Source organism: Falsirhodobacter sp. alg1 (genome assembly GCF_000739715.2).
Classification (GTDB): Bacteria; Pseudomonadota; Alphaproteobacteria; order Rhodobacterales; family Rhodobacteraceae; genus Falsirhodobacter.
The window spans coordinates 339558-360440 of the sequence record NZ_BBJC02000002.1 but is presented as its reverse complement, the minus strand read 5'-3'; the positions used below and the strand labels follow the sequence as shown (position 1 = coordinate 360440).

The window sequence follows — 20883 nt, the reverse complement described above, 5'->3', positions numbered from 1 at the left end:
CAAAGGCCGCTCCTTTGGGGCGGTCTTTTCATATTGTGCGCCCGTTCATGACAGATGCAGGATTCCGTGATGCCCCCTGAACGCCGTATCGGCCTCGTGACGCTGACCGTGAACAATCTGCCCATGATGACGGCCTTCTATGTGGGTGCGATGGGGCTGGTGGTATTGCGGCAGGACAGGGCGGAAACCGTGCTGGGTGTTGCCGAAGATCCGCTGCTGAGGCTGCGGGCCGATCCCTTGGCGCGCCGCCCGGCCCAGACCGAAACGGGGCTGTTCCATCTGGCATTCCTTCTTCCCTCCCGTGCGGATCTGGCTGGATGGTTGCTCGAGGCCACGCGGAGGCGCCTGCAGCTTGTCGCCTCTTGCGATCATGATGTATCGGAATCGATCTATCTGCGCGATCCGGAAGGAAACGGTATCGAGGTTTATGCCGATCGGCCCCGGGCGGACTGGGTCTGGAAAAACGGCCTGGTCCGCATGGGCAGCTATGGTCTGGATCTGGAGGATCTGGCCCGTGCGGCCCGCGAACGCTGGACGGATGCCCCTGTCGGCACGATCATCGGCCATCTGCATCTGCAGGTCGGCGCGTTGCAGCCGGCCGAAGAATTCATGGCTGAACTGGGCGCCCATGTGACCAGCCGCTATCCCGGTGCGTCCTTTTTCGCATGGGGGGATTACCATCACCATTTTGCGGCAAATATCTGGAACAGTCGGGGAAGTGTGCCGCGCGACCGTACCGTGACGGGCCTGGCGGAAATAGAGTTGCGGACCGACGGGCGTACCGAAACTCTCGATGGCCCTTGGGGAACCCGCCTTCGACTGATGGGCGACTAGTATCCTGATTTGCCCCCGTAGCCTTGCATGAACACAAAGCTGTGTGCTTACCTTGGCGCAGCACTGGGAATGCAAGACGAGAAGGGGGACCGTCGCTTGAAGGTTGGAGCAGCGAAAGAAAGATATCCGGGTGAGGCGCGCGTCGCGATGACGCCCGAAAGCGCAGCACAGATCGTAAAACTGGGCCATGAATGCCTGATCGAAGCCGGGGCGGGAGAGGAAGCCGGTTTCGCCGACGAGGCCTATGCCAAGGCCGGCATAACTGTCGTGCCCGATGCCGCAGCGCTTTATGCAGCGTCCGATATCATCATCAAGGTCCGTGGGCCCGAGGCCGCGGAAATCGATCTGCTTCGGGAGGGGCAGACCCTGATTTCCTTCTTCTGGCCCGCCCAGAATGCCGAGGCGCTGGAGGCTGTTCGCGCCAAGGGGGCGACCGTCATCGCGATGGATATGGTGCCCCGTATCAGCCGCGCGCAGAAAATGGATGCGCTATCATCCATGGCCAATATTGCCGGATATCGCGCGGTGATCGAAGCCGGCAGCAATTTTGGCCGTTTCTTTACAGGTCAGGTCACCGCGGCGGGCAAGGTGCCACCGGCCAAAGTGCTGGTGATCGGCGCAGGGGTGGCGGGTCTGGCGGCCATCGGTACATCCACCAGCCTTGGGGCGATCACGCTTGCCTTTGACGTTCGGCCCGAGGTGTCGGAACAGATTGAATCGATGGGGGCAGAGTTCGTCTTTCTCGACTTCGATGAAGCGACGCAGGATGGCGCGGCGACAGGGGGCTACGCGGCCCCTTCCTCGCCCGAGTTCCGCGAGGCACAGCTGAAGAAATTTCAGGAACTGGCACCGGACATCGACATCGTCATCACCACGGCCCTGATCCCCGGGCGGCCGGCCCCCAAATTGTGGACGGCAGAGATGGTGGCGGCAATGAAGCCCGGCTCGGTAATCGTGGATCTTGCCGCCGAACGTGGCGGCAACTGCGATCTGACGGTGCCGGACGAGAAGATCGTGACGGAAAATGGCGTAACGGTTGTGGGGTACACGGATTTCCCAAGCCGCATGGCGTCCCAGTCCTCGACACTCTATTCCAACAACATCCGCCATATGCTGACCGATCTGACACCGAAGAAAGACGGTGTGATCGACCAGAACATGGAAGACGATGTCATCCGTGGCAGCACGGTGGCCCATGCGGGGGAAATCACCTACCCGCCACCGCCGCCCAGGGTAAAGGCGATCGCGGCACAGAAACTGCGGGAAAAGACCAAGTTGCCGACCGCCGAGGAAAAGAAGGCCGCCGAGGTGGCCGCATTCAAGGCACAGACCAAGATGCAGGTAGGCCTGCTGGTCGTGGGAACGCTGGTGCTGCTGCTGGTCGGCACCGTGGCACCGCCCAGCTTCATGTCGCATTTCGTGGTATTCGCGCTGGCCTGCTTCATAGGGTTCCAGGTTATCTGGGGGGTCAGCCATTCGCTGCATACCCCGCTGATGGCCGTGACGAATGCCGTATCGGGAATCATCATTCTGGGATCATTGGTCCAGATCGGATCGGGCGGCTTCCTGCTGGTCCTGCTGTCGTTCATCGCCATCCTCATCGCATCCATCAACATTGTTGGCGGCTTCCTAGTCACGCGGCGCATGCTTGGCATGTTCCAGAAATCGTAAGGGGGCGGGAATGGACATCTCATTGATCTTGGCAGCCTATATCGCGGCGGCCATCCTGTTCATCCTGTGCCTTGGCGGATTGTCGGGGCAGGAAAGCGCAAAGCGGGCGGTGTGGTACGGAATTGCCGGCATGGCGCTGGCGGTTCTGGCCACGCTGTTCGGCCCCGGAATGGGGTATATGCCGCTGGTCCTTCTGGCGATCCTGATCGGGGCGGCCATCGGCTGGTATCTGGCACGGACGGTCGAGATGACAGCCATGCCGCAGCTGGTGGCTGCACTGCACAGTTTTGTCGGTCTGGCGGCGGTCTTCATCGGGTTCAACACGCATATCGTCATGACCCGTGTGGCAGGGGTGGACCCGTTCGATCTGGTCGGGTTCGAGGCGCTGATCGGCTTCAAGACCCCGGTCGAACTGGCAATCCTGAAGGTCGAGACATTTGTCGGCGTATTTGTCGGCGCGGTAACCTTTACCGGCTCCATCGTGGCCTTCGCCAAGCTGTCGGGCCGTATTGACGGCAAGGCAAAGAAACTTCCGGGCGGCCATGTGCTGAATGCAGGTGCCGCAATCCTGTCGCTGGTGTTGCTGATCGCCTATCTGAACGGGGCGGGCGCATGGGCACTGCTGCTGATGACCGTTTGCGCGCTGTTCATCGGATATCATCTGATCATGGGGATCGGCGGGGCGGATATGCCTGTCGTCGTTTCCATGCTGAACAGCTATTCGGGCTGGGCGGCATCTGCGATCGGTTTCTCGCTGTCGAATGATCTGCTGATCGTGACGGGGGCGCTGGTCGGTTCCTCGGGGGCGATCCTGTCCTATATCATGTGCAAGGCAATGAACCGCAGCTTTGTCAGCGTGATCCTTGGGGGTTTTGGCGGTACGACCGGACCCGCGATGGAAATCGAGGGGGAGCAGGTTGCCATCGATTCCACCGGGGTCGCGAATGCCCTGAATGATGCCGACAGCATCATCATCGTGCCCGGCTATGGCATGGCGGTGGCACAGGCCCAGCAATCCGTCAGCGAACTGACGCGGAAGCTTCGGGCAAAGGGCAAGACTGTCCGCTTCGGGATCCATCCCGTTGCCGGCCGCCTGCCGGGGCATATGAACGTGCTGCTGGCCGAGGCGAAGGTGCCTTATGACATCGTGCTGGAAATGGACGAGATCAATGATGATTTCGCCAGCACCGATGTGGTCATCGTTATCGGCTCCAACGACATTGTAAATCCCGCAGCGCAGGAAGATCCGAACAGCCCCATCGCCGGAATGCCGGTTCTGCGCGTATGGGAGGCGAAGCAGGTTTTCGTGTCCAAGCGCGGGCAAGGGACTGGATATTCGGGGATTGAGAACCCGCTTTTCTTCAAGGAAAATACGCGGATGTTCTATGGTGATGCCAAGCAGTCAATCTCAGAACTGCTGCCGATGATCGAATAGGAAAACGCCCCGCACTGCGGGGCGTTTTTTAATTGGGGAACGGGTTCATCACCGGCGCGTTATGATGGAAAGGAGAATATCATGCTCAAGTTCATCGGCGGCACTGTAGGCGTTATCTTTCTGATCGGTCTGGTCGTAGTGATCCTGCTTCTGAAACTGATCTTTTAATCCGGAACGTTTTCCAGATCGTTCAGCCAGACGGTCGCTACGGAATCGGACGGTGCCCGCCAATCTCCGCGCGGGCTCAATGAACCGCCGGCCGACACCTTCGGACCGTTTGGCATGGCAGAGCGTTTGAATTGGCTGGTGGCAAAGAACCGATTGACGAACCCCCGAAGCCATTTCTTGATCGTGGCAAGATCATACTCATTCTTCTTGGCCTGCGGGAACTCCGCGGGCCAATTGCCTTTTTCGATATCGCCCCACGCGCGCTGTGCCAGAAACGCCACTTTGGACGGGGAAAACCCGTAGCGCAAAATGTGGAACAGGAAGAAATCGTGTAATTCGTACGGGCCAATGGTAGCTTCGGTTCCCTGCAGTTCTGCGCCGGGAACAAGTTCGGGCGAAATTTCTGTTTCTAAGATCGCGCTCAGGATCGCATCGGTGGCCTCATCGAACTGGTTAGAGGAGATTGCCCACCGGATGAGATATTGGATGAGCGTTTTCGGGACACCGGAGTTAACGCCATAATGGCTCATCTGGTCGCCCACGCCATAGGTGCACCACCCGAGCGCCAGTTCGGAAAGATCCCCTGTTCCAACGACGAAACCGCGGTGATGATTGGCCAGACGGAACAGGTAATCCGTCCGCAGACCAGCCTGCACATTTTCAAACGTGATGTCGTATTGCGGTTTGCCATCGGCAAATGGGTGGCCCATGTCCGCCAGCATCTGTGTGGCCGCTGGCCGGATATCGATCTCTGCTGCCTCGATGCCCAAGGCCCGCATCAGCGCCCACGCATTCCCCTTCGTCTCTTCACCCGTGGCGAAGCCGGGCATCGTATAGCCCAGAATGGTAGAGCGGGGCAGGCCCAGCCGGTCGCAAACCTTGGCTGCAACAATCAGGGCATGAGTGGAATCCAGCCCCCCCGAGATGCCGATAACCATACGGCCGCCACCCGTTGCCTCGAACCGTCGCCGCAGGCCGTCGATCTGGATATTGAACGCCTCGTAGCAATCCTGATCGATGTTTTCGGCGCGGTCGGGGATGTAGGGAAAACGGCGCAGCTTGCGATGGAAACCGATATCGTTGCTGTCAGGGCTGTGGCGGAACCTTATCCGGCGGAAATTGGGCTGGCCCGCATCATTGAATGTACCGGTACGCATCCGTTCGGAGAGGATGCGACCCGTATCCACATCGGCAATGCACAGGTCAGGCTCCATGGCAAAGCGTTTGGATTCGGCCAGCAGATCGCCCAGTTCATAGATGGCCCCCTGACCATCCCATGCAAGATCGGTGGTGCTTTCGCCGGACCCCGCCGCAGAATAGGCATAAGCGGCAACGGCGCGCATGGATTGTGCGCGACAGAGGACGTGGCGATCATCCGATTTGCCGATCACGATATTAGAGGCCGAAAGATTGGCAAGAATGACCGCCCCCGCCAACGCTGCCGCTGTGGAGGGCGGCGTGGGGGCCCAGAAATCCTCGCAGATTTCGGCATGGAGCAAAAACCCCGGCAAATCTTCGGCTTCGAATATGAGGTCGGCCCCGAATGGTACCGCGTCGCCTGCAATCGTGATTTCACCGGTACTATTCCGGCCAGAGGCGAACCAGCGCTTCTCGTAATATTCACGGTAGTTCGGCAGATATGACTTGGGAACGACACCCAGAACCATGCCCTTGGACAGAACCACCGCGCAATTATAGAGCCTCCCATCCCGCCGCAGCGGTGCGCCGACTAGCACCACGGGGCTGAGCCCGACCGTGGCCTTCGCCAGATCCGCCAGCGCATCCTCCACCGCATCCAGCAGGGCGGATTGAAGCAAGAGGTCATCGATCGCATAGGCAGAAATGCAAAGTTCGGGGCAAATCAGAAGATCGACACGCGCGGCGTCCGCCTTTTCCATCTGCTCCAGCACCGCATCGCGGTTGAAAGTGACGTCGGCAGGACGGACCGCAGGGGTGCAGGTAGCCACACGCACAAAACCATGGCGATGGATGGATGCAAAATCTGCTGTCATGGGACCTCCGGCTGGCGCTGTTGCCCCTTTGTGTAGCGCAGGAATGGCAGGGGGAAAACATCCGTCTTGTCGGTTGGGCCAAATGGAAAAACGGGGTATGCGATCATCGCATACCCCGTTCCGCTTTCTTGCATCATGGGCAGGCCGAGGCCTGCCGTTCTATTCCCACTCGATCGTGCCGGGCGGTTTCGACGTGATGTCATAGGTAACGCGGTTGATCCCCTGCACCTCATTGATGATGCGTGTTGCCGTTTCACCCAGGAAATCATGCGAGAAGGGATAATAATCCGCAGTCATCCCATCAACCGAGGTTACAGCCCGCAGGGCACATGCGAAATCATATGTCCGCCCGTCACCCATCACCCCGACAGTCCGCACGGGAAGGATCGCGACAAACGCCTGCCAGATTTCATCATAAAGACCATGGCGGCGGATCTGGTCGATATAGACCGCATCGGCTTTGCGCAGGATTTCCAGCTTTTCACGGGTGATTTCGCCCGGGCAGCGGATGGCCAGCCCCGGACCGGGGAAGGGGTGCCGCCCGATGAAGCTTTCGGGAAGGCCCAGCTCGCGGCCAAGGGCGCGAACCTCGTCCTTGAACAGTTCACGAAGCGGTTCGACCAGCTTCAGACCCATTTTCTCGGGCAAGCCGCCGACATTGTGGTGCGATTTGATGGTGACCGAAGGGCCGCCGCTGAACGAGACGGATTCGATCACGTCGGGATAAAGGGTGCCCTGCGCAAGGAAGGTCGCGCCGCCCACTTCTGCCGCGTGCTTCTGGAACACGTCGATGAAAAGTTTGCCGATGATCTTGCGCTTGGTTTCCGGATCGGAAACGCCGTCAAGTGCACCAAGGAACAGTTCGGCCTCATCCGCGTGGATCAGGGGCATGTGGTAATGATCGCGGAACATGGTCACAACCTGTTCAGCCTCACCCTGACGCAGCAGACCGTGGTCCACGAACACGCAGGTCAGCTGGTCACCGATCGCCTCATGGATCAGCACGGCCGCGACAGAAGAATCTACCCCGCCGGACAGGCCGCAGATGACCTTCTGGTCCCCTACCTGTTCGCGGATCTTGCGGATAGCCTCATCGCGATAGGCTTCCATCGTCCAGTCGCCGGTGAATCCGGCCAGGCGGACGAAATTCTCGTACAGTTTCGCGCCACGCGGGGTGTGGTGCACCTCGGGGTGGAACTGCACGGCAAAAAATTTGCGTTCCAGATCGGCCGTGATCGCGAATGGCGCATTCGGCGAGGTTCCGTAGACCGCAAACCCGGGAGCAATCGCCGAAACGTGGTCCCCGTGGCTCATCCACACCTGTTCGCGCCCGTCGGCAGCCGTGAACCAGCCCTCGAGCAGTTCGATCCGCTGCTCGGACGGGGTGACGAAGGCCCGACCGAATTCGGCGGTGTTGTGCCCGCGTTCCACCTTGCCGCCCAGGCAATGCATCATCACCTGTTGGCCATAGCAGATGCCAAGCACCGGAACGCCCAGATCGAACACGCCTTGCGGCGGCATCGGCGCACCTTCGGCAAAAACCGAAGCCGGTCCGCCGGATAGAATGACTGCCTTTGGCGCATATTCCGCCAAAAATGCATCCGTTACCTTCTGGAACGGGTGGATTTCGCAATAGACGTTCAATTCCCGCAGGCGACGCGCGATCAATTGCGTTACCTGCGAACCGAAGTCGATGATGAGTAGGCGGTCATGCTGGGTCATGTCCGCCCATTATGCACAATCCCCCTTTTGCGCAAGGGGCTACGTGACAAGAACAAGCCGTGGCAGCAGGCGGACTTCGGCCATCAGCGCAATTAGCACCTCGATATGGCGGGTTACGGAATAGCTTGCGTCACCGGCCAACCGCGTCTGCTCCAGATTTTCTTCTTGTGCCAGCAGCCGGGGCAGGGCCGATTCGGGATTGGGCGTGTCGGTCAACCGACGAAGATCCCGTTCGCGCCGATAGTCGTTGATCCCGAGCCGCGCGGTACGGATTAGCAGGCGGGGGCGCCGGAGTTCGGCAAGGGCGGCGCGGAAATCAGTCATAATTGTGTCTCCAATGTGGCAATTGCATCTTGCACATCCACTGGGGCTGTTGCGCACATCTGCGTCCCGCCGAACGCTCCTTAGGGCCATAATTAATAAAATCTAGGCAAATTTTACGAAATGTCGAAATTTTAACAAACAAGTAACCATACCTGCGTGATTACAAATGTGTCATAAAGGTGTCCGCCATGTGCGGCAAAGGATTGTCGATCATGGGATGTATTCCAGTGTTCCCCCGGACCTTGCCCGATGGGTTGCGGCTGTATCTTGATCATGTCGATGCAGGCCTGTCGTTGCGCGCATTGGCGCGGCGGGAAGGTGTGCACCCTTCCACGGTAATGCGGCAGGTCCGCCGATACGAAAACCGTCGCGATGATCCCCTGATCAATGCTGCCCTGACGCGCCTTGAAGCGGCGCTTTCCACGAAAGATGATGTGATGACCAGCATTTCCACGACTATCGCCCCTGATCCGAAGGTGGAAATGGAGGCGCAGCGTATCCTGCGGCGGATGGCTGAACCCAACACCGTGCTGGCCTATGCACCTGCCATGGAAAAAGCAGTGGTATTGCGCGAATTGGCCGCAGGAGAGACGGCGCGGCTTGCGGTGGTGGATGGTGTGATTGCCGAAGCATTCGCGCTGCGGGAATGGATCAGCTGCCGCACGGCTGGCCGTATCAGCACCTATGTCATCACGGCTGCCGGCCGTGCCTATATCCGCCAGTCCGGAGGTATGGCAGAGGCGGCTGCCGGATTCGGTTGGGCAGGTGCCACCGCTGCGGATCGGACCCCGCGATACGGCACGGTTGAAACGCCTGTAGCGGCGATGGGGCGGCGTCGGGACAAGGATGGCAAGCCGTTTCTCCCCCCGGAGCTGGTGATCGCGGCCGAACGCCTGCGCGAGGATTTCGAGCTAGCCCAGATGGTGCCCGGAATGACGCAGAACTGGGAGCGGTTTCTGGATGGCGGGGTTCGTAGCACACCCTTCGGCGGTACGGATCGAGGCCCCGCGGCGGCGCGTGACAGGGTTGTAACCGCCTTGCGTGACCTTGGCCCCGGCCTGGGGGACGTGGTGCTTCGGGTCTGCTGCTATCTGGAGGGACTGGAGGTGTGCGAGCGCCGCATGGGCTGGGCTGCACGATCGGGAAAGGTGGTGCTGCGGATCGGGCTGGAGCGGCTGCGCAGGCACTATGCCGAACATCACGGGCGCGGCCCGATGATCGGATAAGGGAAAGGGGGGCGGTTATTCCGCCCCCCTTTTTTTGCTGTCTTACTGGTCGGCTTCGACCTTGGTTTCATCCGTAACCGGAATGGCGTTCACATCGCTGTCAACCTTCAGCGCGTTACGAACACCCGCTTCATAGTCGGGATGTACGCGCTTCAGAACGGCCAGCCAGCGCTCGGTCACGGATTCCGAGCATGGGCCCATCGCCGCGGCAAAGTTCGCGAACAGACGCTGCTTTTCATCCTGCGGCAGCAGGTTGAACAGGGCGCGCGGTTGAACGTAATCCGCATCCGCATCTTCCTGTACGTAGCGCGTCGCATCGCCCGAGATTTTCATCGGCGGCTCTTGCACCGTCTCGTCGGCAACGGGGCCGTTGTACTGGTTCGGTTCGTAATATGCGTCCGGGTTCCCGAAATCGTTCGTGAAGAAACGCATCGGGCCGTCTTTGTGGTAGTGGTTTACCGGCGCATTCTTGGGCGCGTTCGCAGGGAGCGCTTCGTAGTGCGTGCCCAGACGGTAACGGTGTGCATCGGCATAGGAGAAGATCCGTGCCTGCAGCATCTTGTCCGGCGAGAAGCCGATACCCGGTACGACGTTCGACGGGCTGTAAGCCGCGTTTTCCACGAAGACAAAATAGTTCTCGGGGTTCCGGTTCAGCTCCATCTCACCCACTTCGATCAGCGGGTAATCGGCGTGTGGCCAGACTTTGGTCAGGTCGAACGGGTTGTAGGGAACCGTCAGGGCGTCTTCTTCCGGCATTGCCTGAATGCACAGTTTCCATTTCGGGAAACGGCCTTCGTCCACGGCATTGTACAGGTCTTCCTGATAGCTTTCACGGGTTTCACCGATCAGCTTCTGTGCCTGCGCGTTGGTGTAGTTCTTGACGTCCTGCTGGCAGCGCCAGTGGAATTTCACCCAGTGACGAACGCCATCGGCATTCCACATGCTGAACGTGTGGCTACCGTAGCCGTGCATGTGCATCGGGTTGACCGGGATACCGCGGTCGGACATCAGGATCGTGACCTGGTGTACCGATTCCGGGTGGCCTGCCCAGAAGTCGAACATCGCTTCGGGCGAACGCAGGTTCGTCTTCGGGTGACGCTTTTGCGTGCGGATGAAGTCGGGGAACTTGTAGCCGTCACGGATAAAGAAGATCGGGGTGTTGTTGCCAACGATATCCCAGTTGCCTTCTTCGGTGTAGAATTTCACCGAGAATCCGCGCACGTCACGCTCGGCGTCGGCTGCGCCCTGTTCACCCGCAACGGTGGAGAAGCGTGTCAGCACTTCGGTTTTCTTGCCGACGGTGTCGAATACCTTGGCGCAGCTCAGGTGCGAGATGTCGTGGGTCACGGTGAAGGTGCCGAATGCACCCCAGCCCTTGGCGTGCACGACACGCTCCGGGATACGCTCACGGTTCTGGTGGGCCAGTTTCTCGATCAGCTGATAATCTTGCAGCAGTGCTGGGCCACGCTCACCGGCGGTATAGGTGGTGTTGTTGGTTGGAACGGGCGCGCCGGCCGTTGTCGTCAGGCGCGGTTTATTCGGATCGGTCATCTGCTTCCTCCGTAGGTGGCAAGTTGAGTGCATCATCTACGGAGAAACGAATAAAGGGAAATCTAATTTACTTTCCAGTATGATCAGTTATTCTTATCGGATGCCGCTTACACTCAAACAGCTTTCTTATTTCGTTGCCCTATCCGAAGAGCGCCACTTCGGTCGTGCCGCTGCACGTGTGCATGTCAGCCAGCCCGCGCTGTCCATGCAGATTCGGGATATGGAAATCACCCTCGGGCTGACCCTTATGGAGCGGGGCCGCGACATCCGCCTGACGCCAGCGGGGCGGGAGGTGGCGCAGCAGGCGCGCCGTGTACTGGCCGATGTGGCCGAAATCGAGGGGATGGCCCGGCGCAAATCCACTGCGGGCCGCGTCCACCTCGGGGTCATTCCGACGATTGCCCCCTATCTGCTTCCGAAACTCCTCCCACGGTTGACGATGGATCTGGCTGTCCGGGAGGCCGCAACCGAGACGATTCTGGCCGAGATGGAAGAGGGGCGCCTGGATGCAATCGTGATCGCCAGCAGCGTATCTGCCGCAGGCACCGTGACCCGACCGTTGTTCAGTGACCATTTCCTGCTGGCCACAAACGATGCCCGTCTTGGCCGGATGGGGGATGTGGAGGGGTTGCGCCCGGCCACATTGGACCCGGACCAGCTGTTGTTGCTGGAAGAGGGACATTGCCTTGCGGACCAAGCGCTGGAGGTTTGCGGGCTGGAACGGCGCCGCCTGCGGATGGATCTGGGGGCGTCCTCGCTCTCGACGCTGGCCGGGCTGGTGGGGCAGGGCGTGGGCTATACGTTTCTGCCGGAACTCGCGATCGCAAGTGAAACCGCGGCGCATCCCGAATTGCGCCTGACCCGCTTTGCCTCCCCCGAACCCGCGCGGGAGGTGCTGCTGGTGGGACGCGCCTCAACAGGGGCGGAGCCGTGGTTTGCCGAGCTGGCGGAAAATCTGGGTGCGGTGGGGGAAGAAATCATCGCCACGGCTCGCGCCCGGATCTGATCAGGCAGCTTCTTTCTGGCGGCATGGCGGCCCGAATGTCAGCCGACTCCGAGGTTGTTCTTCAGAACCGGTATTCCGATCAGCCATGCGAATTCATTAGGACCATCAGGAATGGCCTTCACGTTTTCCAGCCCTTGCGCCTTGGTCTATTGGTTCATGACAAAGACGTCGTTGGCCGACAGGCAGTAGATCTCGTCAGTTCCCGTTTCGGCAAAACCTTTTTGACACCTGAAAGCTGATATTTGGAGCATGTGGGGGTAAATGCCCCAGACAGGGCGAGCAGCACCAAACGCTTACCTGCCAAGCAATCGCCGGTCGTTTTCCTTTCCCGGCAATCGGGATTCGGACCGCCAATGGCCTTGTCGCGCACCCGCGCCTGAAAATTGGCACGAGGAAGGTTTACACCCGTTTACATATCTCGGTCTCTGGAAGCACTGATCCTGTCGGATCATCCGCTTCTCTCCGCGGCGCGAATTAGTCAACGCCCAGGGTAAGGACAAGCATTGCCCGTGGTTGCACAGAGCCGCCAGACGGCCTATGTGCAATCAGACTTGCCGCAAAGGGGACTATCCGTGCGCGATCTCAAGATTCCAGATCAACGCCATCCGGAAAAGGCGCATCGGGTGGATAACGTCCAGCCGAAGAAGCCGTCATGGATCCGGGTCAAGGCACCGACATCGGCCGGATACAAGGCCACCCGCGACATCATCAAGGAAAACCGCCTTGTAACGGTGTGCGAAGAGGCTGGCTGCCCGAACGTGGGCGAGTGCTGGAGCCAGGGCCACGCCACCATGATGATCATGGGGGAAATCTGTACCCGCGGGTGCACGTTCTGCAACGTGGCAACCGGCAAGCCGCAAACGCTCGACGCTTTCGAGCCGGGCCGTGTGGCCCATGCGGTATCGAAGCTGGGCCTGAACCACGTGGTCATCACCTCGGTGGACCGGGACGATCTGGACGATGGCGGGGCGGACCACTTTGCCCAGACCATCCGCGCCATCCGCCATCGTTCCCCCGGAACCACGATCGAGATCCTGACCCCCGACTTCCTCAAATGCGCCCCTTCGGTGCTGGAGACTGTGGTCGAGGCAAAGCCGGATGTGTTCAACCACAACCTCGAAACCGTTCCGGGCCTCTATCTGGAGGTCCGTCCCGGCGCGCGTTATTTCCACTCTCTGCGCCTGTTGCAGCGGGTAAAGGAAATGGACCCGACCATCTTCACCAAGTCCGGCATCATGGTCGGATTGGGAGAGAACGGGGCAGAGGTGCGGCAGGTCATGGACGACATGCGGGCGGCGGACATCGATTTCCTGACCATCGGCCAATACCTCCAGCCGACGCCAAAGCACCATCGTGTGGACCGTTTCGTATCGCCCGAGGAATTCGCATCATACGAGAAAGCGGCATATGGCAAAGGGTTCCTGATGGTATCGGCAACGCCGTTGACGCGTTCGTCCTATCATGCGGGTGATGATTTTGCCCGGCTGCGGGATGCGCGTCTGGCAAAGCTGGCAAAGGTAGAAGCCTAAGGGGACTTGCTTTTTCCTTGGGGGCATGAAACAGGGAACCGTCAAACGAACCCTCCCAAGGAGATACCCCATGGAGATTCGCGAGGCGTTTACCTTCGACGATGTTCTTCTTCTTCCGGCGGCCAGCTCGGTCCTGCCGTCTGATGCCGATGTGTCCACATTCGTCACCAAGTCAATCCGTCTGAACATTCCGCTGCTGTCTTCGGCGATGGATACGGTGACCGAGGCGCGTATGGCCATCGCGATGGCACAGGCCGGCGGCATGGGGGTGATCCACCGCAACCTCAATGTGGCCGAGCAGGCGGCCGAGGTCAGCCGTGTGAAGCGGTTCGAGAGCGGCATCGTCTACGCCCCCATCACGCTGCGGGCCGACCAGACGCTTGCCGATGCCAAGGCATTGCAGGAACGTTACAGCGTAACCGGCTTTCCTGTAGTAGATGAAACCGGCCGGGTGGTTGGTATCGTCACCAACCGTGACATGCGCTTTGCCTCCGATGACCGGACCCCTGTTTCGGTCATGATGAGCTCTGACAATCTGGCAATCCTGCAGGAACCGGCAGACCGGGAAACGGCGATCAACCTGATGAAGGCCCGCCGGATCGAAAAGCTGCTGGTTACGGATGGTGAAGGCAAGCTGACCGGCCTGCTGACATTGAAGGATACCAAGAAGGCGGTGTTGAACCCCAATGCCTGCAAGGATGGTCTGGGGCGGTTGCGCGTTGCGGCAGCCACCACCGTGGGCGATGCAGGGTACGAACGCTCTCTGGCCCTGATCGATGCCGGTGTGGATATGGTTGTAATCGACACAGCCCATGGCCATTCGGCGGGTGTGGCGCAGGCGGTTGCCCGGATCAAGGCGGCGGCAGGCGATGTGCAGGTCGTGGCGGGGAACGTTGCAACAGCTTCGGCTACGCGCGCATTGATCGATGCAGGCGCCGATGCGGTAAAGGTCGGGATCGGCCCCGGTTCGATCTGTACGACGCGGATCGTGGCCGGTGTGGGCGTTCCGCAGCTGACGGCAATCATGGATGCGGCCAAGGCTGCAGGCGATACGCCGATCATCGCTGACGGTGGTATCAAGTTTTCCGGTGATTTTGCCAAGGCGATCGCTGCGGGTGCATCCTGTGCGATGATCGGCTCGGCAATTGCAGGGACGGACGAAAGCCCGGGTGAACTGATCCTGTATCAGGGCCGCAGCTACAAATCATATCGCGGGATGGGCAGCCTCGGGGCCATGGCACGCGGCTCGGCCGACCGGTATTTCCAGAAAGATGCGGCGTCGGACAAGCTGGTACCGGAAGGGATCGAGGGGCAGGTGCCGTACAAGGGCACTGCCGCTGCGGTGATCCACCAACTGGTCGGCGGACTGCGTGCAGCCATGGGATATACGGGCAACGGAACCATCGCGGACATGCGCAGCAACTGCGAGTTTGTTCGTATCACCAATGCGGGGCTGAGTGAGAGCCACGTACATGATGTGACGATTACCCGCGAAAGCCCGAATTACCGCTTGGGTTGAATAAAAAAGGCCACCGTAATGGTGGCCTTTTTCAAATCAGTTGCCTTCGGAGTTCGAACCGATGAACCAGGCATCCTTGTCAACGATACGGCTTGCTTCGGTAAACAGATCCGCCGTATCGGCATCGCCTGCATCCTCGGTGACATCAATGGCTTCGCGCAACGAGGCTGCGACCATCTTGTAGCGTTCTGTCAGCTCCTTGACGTGGTCCTTCACCAGCTCGATATCTGTCGGATAGGCGGGCAGCTTGGTGTTCTCGGCCACGTAGTGCGAGGTTCCAACCGGCGTTCCGCCGAGAATCACAGCGCGCTCGGCGATCGTATCAAGAATTTCGCGCAGGTTCGCATTCGCCTTGTCCAGCAATTCGTGGACGCCGATGAAGTTGTTGCCGCGCATGTTCCAATGTGCCTGTTTCACCGACATGGACAGGTCGATCACCAGGCTCAGGTTATCGTTCAGCGCCTCGATCGAGGTTTTGGCTGCCTTATCGTTCAGTCCGCTTGCAAAACGTTCACGCATGGAAATCTCCTTACATAACTTTGTGGCGGTCGTAGATGGTGCCCGCCTTCGGTGTAATAGCGTTGGCAGGGGTGGTTTGGTTCCACAACCGCATCAATTTTCACGAGGTTTTCTGAGGCGCTGCGGGGGTGGGGGCCGAAGGTGGTATTCTGCGGCCCCGTAGCTTGCTCATTCCAGTTCGATCAGCAAATCCTTGGCGTCGATCTGGGCACCGGGGGTCACATGGATTGCCTTTACCACCGCCTTGCGATCGGCGTGGATGGCTGTTTCCATCTTCATCGCCTCGATCGTCAGCAGCAGATCACCGGGTTGGACCGTCGCCCCGACAGTAACCCCGAGGGCTGCAATCGCACCGGGCATGGGCGCGCCGATGTGGTTGGCATTCGCCGGATCCGCCTTTGGACGCGCGGCGCTGGTGCCGCTGGCGGCGCGGTTCGGAACCTTGATGACCCGTGGCTGGCCGTTCAGTTCGAAGAATACGCGAACCTGACCGTCCTCGGTCATCTCTCCCACCGTCTGAAGGCTGATTTCCAGCGTCTTGCCGGCTTCCATCTCGACGGACACGTCATCACCGGCCTCCATCCCATAGAAGAACACCTGCGTCGGCAGCAGACGCACAGGGCCGTATGTACGGTTGCGGCGCGCGTAATCGGCAAAGACCTTCGGGTACATCAGATGCGCCTGCAGGTCCTCATCCGTGGGAACGAAGGGTTCGTCCTCGGTGCCGATGGATGCCGCAAGAGCGGCACGCTCTGCCTCCAGATCGACGGGGGCCATTCGTGCACCGGGGCGGGTGCCGTCCGGGATTACACCCTTCAACGCCTTTTTCAGGATCGGTTCAGGCCAGCCGCCATGGGGCTGGCCCAGATTGCCCTTTAGCATGTCGACCACGGAATCCGGGAAGCTGACCTCCACCGCCGGATCCTCCACCTGCTCGCGGGTCAGCCCCTGTGCCACCATCATCAGGGCCATATCCCCCACCACCTTGGACGAGGGGGTAACCTTGACGATATCACCGAACATGCGGTTCGCTTCGGCATAGGCAAAAGCCACCTCGTGCCAGCGGTCCTCCAACCCCATGGAGCGGGCCTGTGCCTTGAGGTTGGTGAACTGCCCCCCCGGCATCTCGTGCAGATAGACCTCGGACGCGGGCGCCTGCAGGCCGGATTCAAAGGCGGCGTATCCCTGCCGGACCCCTTCCCAATAGTTGGACATTGCGCGGATCGATTCTACCGACAGGCCGGTATCCCGTTCCGTGTGGCGCAGCGCCTCGACAATGGAGCCGAGCGCGGGCTGGGATGTTCCGCCTGCAAATGCATCCATCGCAGCATCGACGACATCCACACCCGCCTCGGCGGCGGCAAGGATCGTGGCCCCGCCCAGTCCACTGGTGTCATGGGTGTGGAAATGGACCGGCAGGCCGACCTCGTTCTTCAGCGCGCCGATCAGGACGCGGGCCGCCGCAGGCTTCAGCACGCCGGCCATATCCTTCACGCCCAGCACATGGGCACCGGCATCCCGCAATTCCTTGGCCAGCCCCACGTAATAGGCCAGATCATACTTGGCACGATCGGGGTCCAGCAGATCACCGGTGTAGCATAGGGTTCCTTCGCAGATCTTGCCTGCCTCGACCACGGCATCCATCGCGACGCGCATGTTCTCTACCCAGTTCAGGCTGTCGAAGACGCGGAACAGATCCACGCCCGATGTGGCCGCCTGCGCGATGAAGCTCTGGACGACATTGTCGGGGTAATTGGTATATCCCACGCCGTTGGAGGAGCGCAGCAGCATCTGCGTCATGATGTTGGGCATTCCGGCGCGGATGTCGCGCAGGCGCTGCCACGGATCCTCTTGCAGAAAACGGTAGGCCACATCGAATGTGGCGCCGCCCCAGCATTCAACGCTGAACAGTCCGCCCATGTTGGCGGCATAGGCGGGGGCCGCGCGCACCATATCGATGGAACGCATGCGTGTGGCCAACAGCGATTGGTGGCCGTCGCGCATCGTGGTGTCGGTGATCAACAGGCGAGGCTGGGCCAGCATCCAGTCGGCAACGGCCTTGGGTCCTTTTTCTTCCAGCAGGTTGCGGGTGCCCGCCACAGGTTTGCTAATCGGTTCGGGGGGGCGGGGTGCGCGGGCGCGGGCAGGCGGCTTCGGACGGCCAACGGTTTCGGGGTGCCCGTTCACCGTAATGTCCGCGATATAGGTCAGCAGGTTCGTGGCGCTGTCCTTGGCGCGCGGGAAATCGAACAGGGCAGGCGTCGTGTCGATAAAGCGGGTGGTATAGGTATTCGACAGGAACGTCGGATGCTTCAGCAGGTTGATGACAAAGGCAATGTTGGTGGAAACCCCGCGGATGCGGAATTCGCGCAGTGCCCGGTCCATGCGGGCAATTGCCGCCTCGGGCGTCTGTGCCCATGCGGTGACCTTGACCAGAAGCGAGTCGAAATGGCGGGTGACGATAGAGCCCGGATATACCGTGCCGCCGTCCAGCCGGATGCCCATGCCGGTGGCCGAGCGGTAGGCGGTGATCCGGCCGTAATCTGGAATGAAGCTGTTCTGCGGATCTTCGGTGGTGACGCGGCACTGCACGGCGTGGCCCGACAGGTGGATATCGTCCTGAGAGGCGGCTCCTGTGGCCTCGGCCAGTGTCGCCCCTTCGGCAATGCGGATCTGGGCCTGTACGATGTCGATACCCGTCACCTCTTCGGTAACGGTATGTTCCACCTGCACGCGGGGGTTCACCTCGATGAAATAGAAGCTGCCGCTTTCCATATCCATCAGGAACTCAACCGTGCCGGCACATTCATAGCCAACATGGGCACAGATGCGGCGGCCCAGCTCGCACACCTCGGCGCGTTGGGCATCCGTCAGATAGGGGGCGGGCGCCCGTTCCACCACCTTCTGGTTGCGGCGCTGTACGGTGCAGTCGCGTTCGTACAGGTGATAGATGGAACCCTGGCTGTCGCCCAGAATCTGCACCTCGACGTGGCGGGCGCGCTGGACCATCTTTTCCAGATAGCCTTCGCCATTGCCGAAAGCGGCCTCGGCCTCGCGCCGTCCTTCCCGCACCTTCTCGATCAGTTCCTCGGGGCCGTGGATCGGGCGCATCCCGCGCCCGCCGCCCCCCCATGATGCCTTGAGCATCAGGGGATAGCCGATCTCTGCCGCCTCTTTCTTGATGGCATCCCAATCGTCACCCAGCACGTCGGTTGCCGGCACGACAGGAACGCCCGCCTCGATCGCCACATGGCGGGCGCTGGCCTTGTCGCCCAGAGCGCGCATGGTCGCGGCCTTGGGCCCGATGAACGTGATTCCGGCAGCCGTACAGGCGTCCACGAAATCCGGGTTTTCGGACAGGAGGCCGTATCCGGGGTGGATCGCATCCGCCCCCGCCATCGTGGCCACGCGGATGATTTCGGGGATGCTCAGATACGCGCCCACGGGCGACAGGCCTTCCCCGATCAGATAGGCCTCATCGGATTTGAAGCGGTGAAGGCTGAGCTTGTCTTCCTCGGCATAGACGGCAACCGTTTTCTTGCCCATCTCGTTTGCGGCCCGCATGATGCGGATGGCAATCTCACCCCTGTTCGCAACAAGAATTTTATTGAACGGTTTCATGCCGGATCCCCCCGATAACGCATCTGTGCCACCGGTCAGAATGTCGGGATGTATCCGGTCTTGCAATCCCGCAAATCAGGGGGCGTTTCGCAGGCCCCGGAACCATATGTTCACGGCATCCGGATCGGGGGGCAGCGCCTTTGCCATTCCGCCGACCCATGCCTGAAAGGGTGCCAGGTTTGCCGCATTCAGGCCCAGAAGGACAGGTACCCCCAGCTCCAGCGCTTGGGCGATGGTCTGGCAGAAGCCGCGCCCGTCCAGTTCATGCTTGCCGAACTTGTTGATGATCAGCAGATCGGTTCCGGCGTGCAGGGTGGCCTCCACGGCGGCAACTGCCGACTCCAGCGCACCGGGATCAAGGCGGCATCCGCGGGCATCGGCCCCCAATGGCTGGGAAATGGGGATGACCGGCCCATCGGGCAGCACATGCAGCTGCATGTCGCAAATGCGCCCCGCGTCCGTTGTGCGATCGGTTTCCACCGCGCCGGACAGGCGCAGGCCCTCTGCCATGAACCGCGTTGCCGTTTCGCGCAGCACACGGTCGTTTTCGCCACGAAGGGCAGAGGTGATATAGGCAATGGACATTCAGGCACCCGGCATTGACGTGATCCGCAGGAAACCGTTTTAACCGCCGGAATGTTGATGTGGCATCGACCGGAGGGATGATGACGGATCCAGAAAGTGTATATGGGTTGATCCTTGCGGGTGGCCAGTCACGGCGCATGGGCGGGCAGGACAAGGCGCTGCTTCGGCTGGGGAATGCGACGCTGCTGTTGCGGGCAGTGGCCCGTCTGGGGCCGCAGGTGCGGGGCATGGCGATCAGCGGCAACGGCGATCCGGCCCGTTTCGCAGATGGTGGGCTGCCGGTCCTACCCGATGCGGTGGGGGGTTATGCAGGACCGCTGGCGGGCGTTCTGGCCGGAATGATTCATGCACGTGCCGAAGGCGCTGATTTCCTTGTGACCGCTGCCGTTGATACGCCATTTTTTCCGCAGGATCTGGTAGTGCGTCTGGCTGCGGCGGGGCAGGCGGCGCTTGCAACCAGCCCGCGCGGGCCGCATCCGACCTTTGCGCTGTGGCCGGTGGACCAGGAGGCTGCACTAAGGGCCTTTCTGCAGGCGGGGGGGCGGCGCGTCTCGGGCTTTGCAGCCCTATGCGGGGCAGTGCCGGTACTGTTCGCGCAGGATGATGCCTTTTTCAACATCAACCATCCGGCCGATCTCGATACGGCCCGGGATATGGCCAGACGCGGGGCAGAAGGTGCCTGACCGTCAGCATGATCCGCGGAGACTTCTTCAGGCGGCGATGGCATCAAAAGCGGCGCGGGCGGCCTCTACCTCGTCCATCTTCTCGTAGGTCCAGCGGTAAAGCGCGCGCATCGGTTCCAGCAAGGTGGCACCCAGGGGGCTGAGGGTATATTCGACCCCTACCGGCGTTCCCATCAGCACTTTGCGGGTCACAAGACCGTTACGTTCCAGCCGCCTTAATGTCATCGAAAGCGATTTCTGGGAGATACCCTGAAGCTGCCGTTTCAGTTCGTTGAACCGGGCAGGGGCACCATCCAGCACTGTCAGCACCATCATCGACCATTTGTCGGCGATCTGGTCGAACAGAACGCGGGACGGGCAATCGACATGAAAGGCGCAGGCGGTGTTCAGGGTATCTCTCCGGTAACCTAGTGATGTGCAGGTATCTTATTGACACTTGGTATTCAACATATACCTGCATGCCCGACATTATTGGAGA

16 protein-coding genes are annotated in these 20883 nt (G+C 60.5%); 8 read left to right on the top strand and 8 right to left on the bottom strand.

Annotated features, from left to right (window positions below; translation table 11 throughout):
* The first annotated feature begins 69 nt into the window (after positions 1–69).
* The 3 genes from TR36_RS05910 (at position 70) to TR36_RS05900 (ending at position 3940) form a co-directional block, all read left to right on the top strand.
* Positions 70–834, top strand: a complete 765-nt coding sequence (locus TR36_RS05910; RefSeq protein ID WP_052362540.1) for a VOC family protein — start codon at positions 70–72, stop codon at positions 832–834.
* A 96-nt stretch (positions 835–930) separates the two neighbouring features.
* Positions 931–2505, top strand: coding sequence for a Re/Si-specific NAD(P)(+) transhydrogenase subunit alpha (locus tag TR36_RS05905; protein ID WP_045389231.1), 1575 nt, complete (start codon positions 931–933; stop codon positions 2503–2505).
* A gap of 10 nt (positions 2506–2515) precedes the next feature.
* A complete protein-coding gene (locus TR36_RS05900; RefSeq protein WP_062762657.1) occupies positions 2516–3940 on the top strand; it encodes an NAD(P)(+) transhydrogenase (Re/Si-specific) subunit beta in 1425 nt (474 codons plus the stop codon).
* A gap of 164 nt (positions 3941–4104) precedes the next feature.
* Here the strand turns inward: TR36_RS05900 and TR36_RS05895 are convergent, their stop codons facing one another.
* From TR36_RS05895 to TR36_RS05885, 3 genes are all read right to left on the bottom strand, one after another.
* A complete protein-coding gene (locus tag TR36_RS05895; protein WP_045389234.1) occupies positions 4105–6120 on the bottom strand; it encodes an NAD(+) synthase in 2016 nt (671 codons plus the stop codon).
* A 159-nt stretch (positions 6121–6279) separates the two neighbouring features.
* Positions 6280–7842 (bottom strand): glutamine-hydrolyzing GMP synthase, encoded by a 1563-nt coding sequence (gene guaA / locus TR36_RS05890; protein ID WP_062762654.1) that lies wholly within the window; start codon positions 7840–7842, stop codon positions 6280–6282.
* Between the two features lie 39 nt (positions 7843–7881).
* Entirely contained in the window at positions 7882–8166 is a 285-nt protein-coding gene (locus tag TR36_RS05885) for a DUF6477 family protein (RefSeq protein WP_045389240.1), read from the bottom strand.
* Between the two features lie 212 nt (positions 8167–8378).
* Between TR36_RS05885 and TR36_RS05880 the strand changes: the two genes are divergently transcribed.
* Positions 8379–9392: a DUF6456 domain-containing protein gene (locus TR36_RS05880; protein WP_045389965.1), complete on the top strand. Its 1014-nt coding sequence runs from the start codon at positions 8379–8381 to the stop codon at positions 9390–9392.
* 42 nt (positions 9393–9434) lie between these two features.
* Here the strand turns inward: TR36_RS05880 and TR36_RS05875 are convergent, their stop codons facing one another.
* The gene (locus TR36_RS05875) at positions 9435–10943 is read right to left on the bottom strand and encodes a catalase (protein WP_045389243.1); all 1509 of its coding nucleotides are present in this window, start codon (positions 10941–10943) and stop codon (positions 9435–9437) included.
* Positions 10944–11043: 100 nt separating this feature from the next.
* Between TR36_RS05875 and TR36_RS05870 the strand changes: the two genes are divergently transcribed.
* From TR36_RS05870 to guaB, 3 genes are all read left to right on the top strand, one after another.
* Positions 11044–11949: a hydrogen peroxide-inducible genes activator gene (locus TR36_RS05870; RefSeq protein WP_045389967.1), complete on the top strand. Its 906-nt coding sequence runs from the start codon at positions 11044–11046 to the stop codon at positions 11947–11949.
* Positions 11950–12521: 572 nt separating this feature from the next.
* On the top strand, positions 12522–13478 hold the full coding sequence (gene lipA / locus TR36_RS05865) for a lipoyl synthase (RefSeq protein WP_045389246.1): 957 nt from the start codon (positions 12522–12524) through the stop codon (positions 13476–13478).
* Between the two features lie 70 nt (positions 13479–13548).
* Positions 13549–14997, top strand: a complete 1449-nt coding sequence (gene guaB, locus TR36_RS05860) for an IMP dehydrogenase (protein WP_045389249.1) — start codon at positions 13549–13551, stop codon at positions 14995–14997.
* A 36-nt stretch (positions 14998–15033) separates the two neighbouring features.
* Here the strand turns inward: guaB and dps are convergent, their stop codons facing one another.
* The 3 genes from dps to TR36_RS05845 all read right to left on the bottom strand — a co-directional run bounded on the left by dps (position 15034) and on the right by TR36_RS05845 (position 19722).
* Positions 15034–15516, bottom strand: coding sequence for a DNA starvation/stationary phase protection protein Dps (gene dps / locus TR36_RS05855; RefSeq protein ID WP_045389251.1), 483 nt, complete (start codon positions 15514–15516; stop codon positions 15034–15036).
* Positions 15517–15684: 168 nt separating this feature from the next.
* Positions 15685–19137: a pyruvate carboxylase gene (locus TR36_RS05850; RefSeq protein ID WP_062762651.1), complete on the bottom strand. Its 3453-nt coding sequence runs from the start codon at positions 19135–19137 to the stop codon at positions 15685–15687.
* 75 nt (positions 19138–19212) lie between these two features.
* Positions 19213–19722: a DUF2478 domain-containing protein gene (locus TR36_RS05845; protein ID WP_045389253.1), complete on the bottom strand. Its 510-nt coding sequence runs from the start codon at positions 19720–19722 to the stop codon at positions 19213–19215.
* An 80-nt stretch (positions 19723–19802) separates the two neighbouring features.
* Between TR36_RS05845 and mobA the strand changes: the two genes are divergently transcribed.
* Complete coding sequence (gene mobA, locus TR36_RS05840) at positions 19803–20405, top strand: molybdenum cofactor guanylyltransferase MobA (protein WP_045389256.1); 603 nt, start codon at positions 19803–19805, stop codon at positions 20403–20405.
* Between the two features lie 27 nt (positions 20406–20432).
* Here mobA and TR36_RS05835 read toward each other — a convergent pair whose 3' ends face one another.
* Positions 20433–20738, bottom strand: a complete 306-nt coding sequence (locus TR36_RS05835) for a helix-turn-helix domain-containing protein (RefSeq protein WP_255357352.1) — start codon at positions 20736–20738, stop codon at positions 20433–20435.
* Between the last annotated feature and the right edge of the window lie 145 nt (positions 20739–20883).

Bases quoted from the DNA above. Each gene is read 5' to 3' on its own strand.
- guaB (WP_045389249.1), top strand. From the start codon at position 13,549: ATGGAGATTCGCGAGGCGTTTACCTTCGACGATGTTCTTCTTCTTCCG.
- TR36_RS05845 (WP_045389253.1), bottom strand. From the start codon at position 19,722: ATGTCCATTGCCTATATCACCTCTGCCCTTCGTGGCGAAAACGACCGT.
- TR36_RS05875 (WP_045389243.1), bottom strand. From the start codon at position 10,943: ATGACCGATCCGAATAAACCGCGCCTGACGACAACGGCCGGCGCGCCC.
- dps (WP_045389251.1), bottom strand. From the start codon at position 15,516: ATGCGTGAACGTTTTGCAAGCGGACTGAACGATAAGGCAGCCAAAACC.
- TR36_RS05870 (WP_045389967.1), top strand. From the start codon at position 11,044: ATGCCGCTTACACTCAAACAGCTTTCTTATTTCGTTGCCCTATCCGAA.
- TR36_RS05885 (WP_045389240.1), bottom strand. From the start codon at position 8,166: ATGACTGATTTCCGCGCCGCCCTTGCCGAACTCCGGCGCCCCCGCCTG.
- mobA (WP_045389256.1), top strand. From the start codon at position 19,803: ATGACGGATCCAGAAAGTGTATATGGGTTGATCCTTGCGGGTGGCCAG.
- TR36_RS05895 (WP_045389234.1), bottom strand. From the start codon at position 6,120: ATGACAGCAGATTTTGCATCCATCCATCGCCATGGTTTTGTGCGTGTG.
- TR36_RS05900 (WP_062762657.1), top strand. From the start codon at position 2,516: ATGGACATCTCATTGATCTTGGCAGCCTATATCGCGGCGGCCATCCTG.
- TR36_RS05850 (WP_062762651.1), bottom strand. From the start codon at position 19,137: ATGAAACCGTTCAATAAAATTCTTGTTGCGAACAGGGGTGAGATTGCC.
- guaA (WP_062762654.1), bottom strand. From the start codon at position 7,842: ATGACCCAGCATGACCGCCTACTCATCATCGACTTCGGTTCGCAGGTA.
- TR36_RS05910 (WP_052362540.1), top strand. From the start codon at position 70: ATGCCCCCTGAACGCCGTATCGGCCTCGTGACGCTGACCGTGAACAAT.
- TR36_RS05880 (WP_045389965.1), top strand. From the start codon at position 8,379: ATGGGATGTATTCCAGTGTTCCCCCGGACCTTGCCCGATGGGTTGCGG.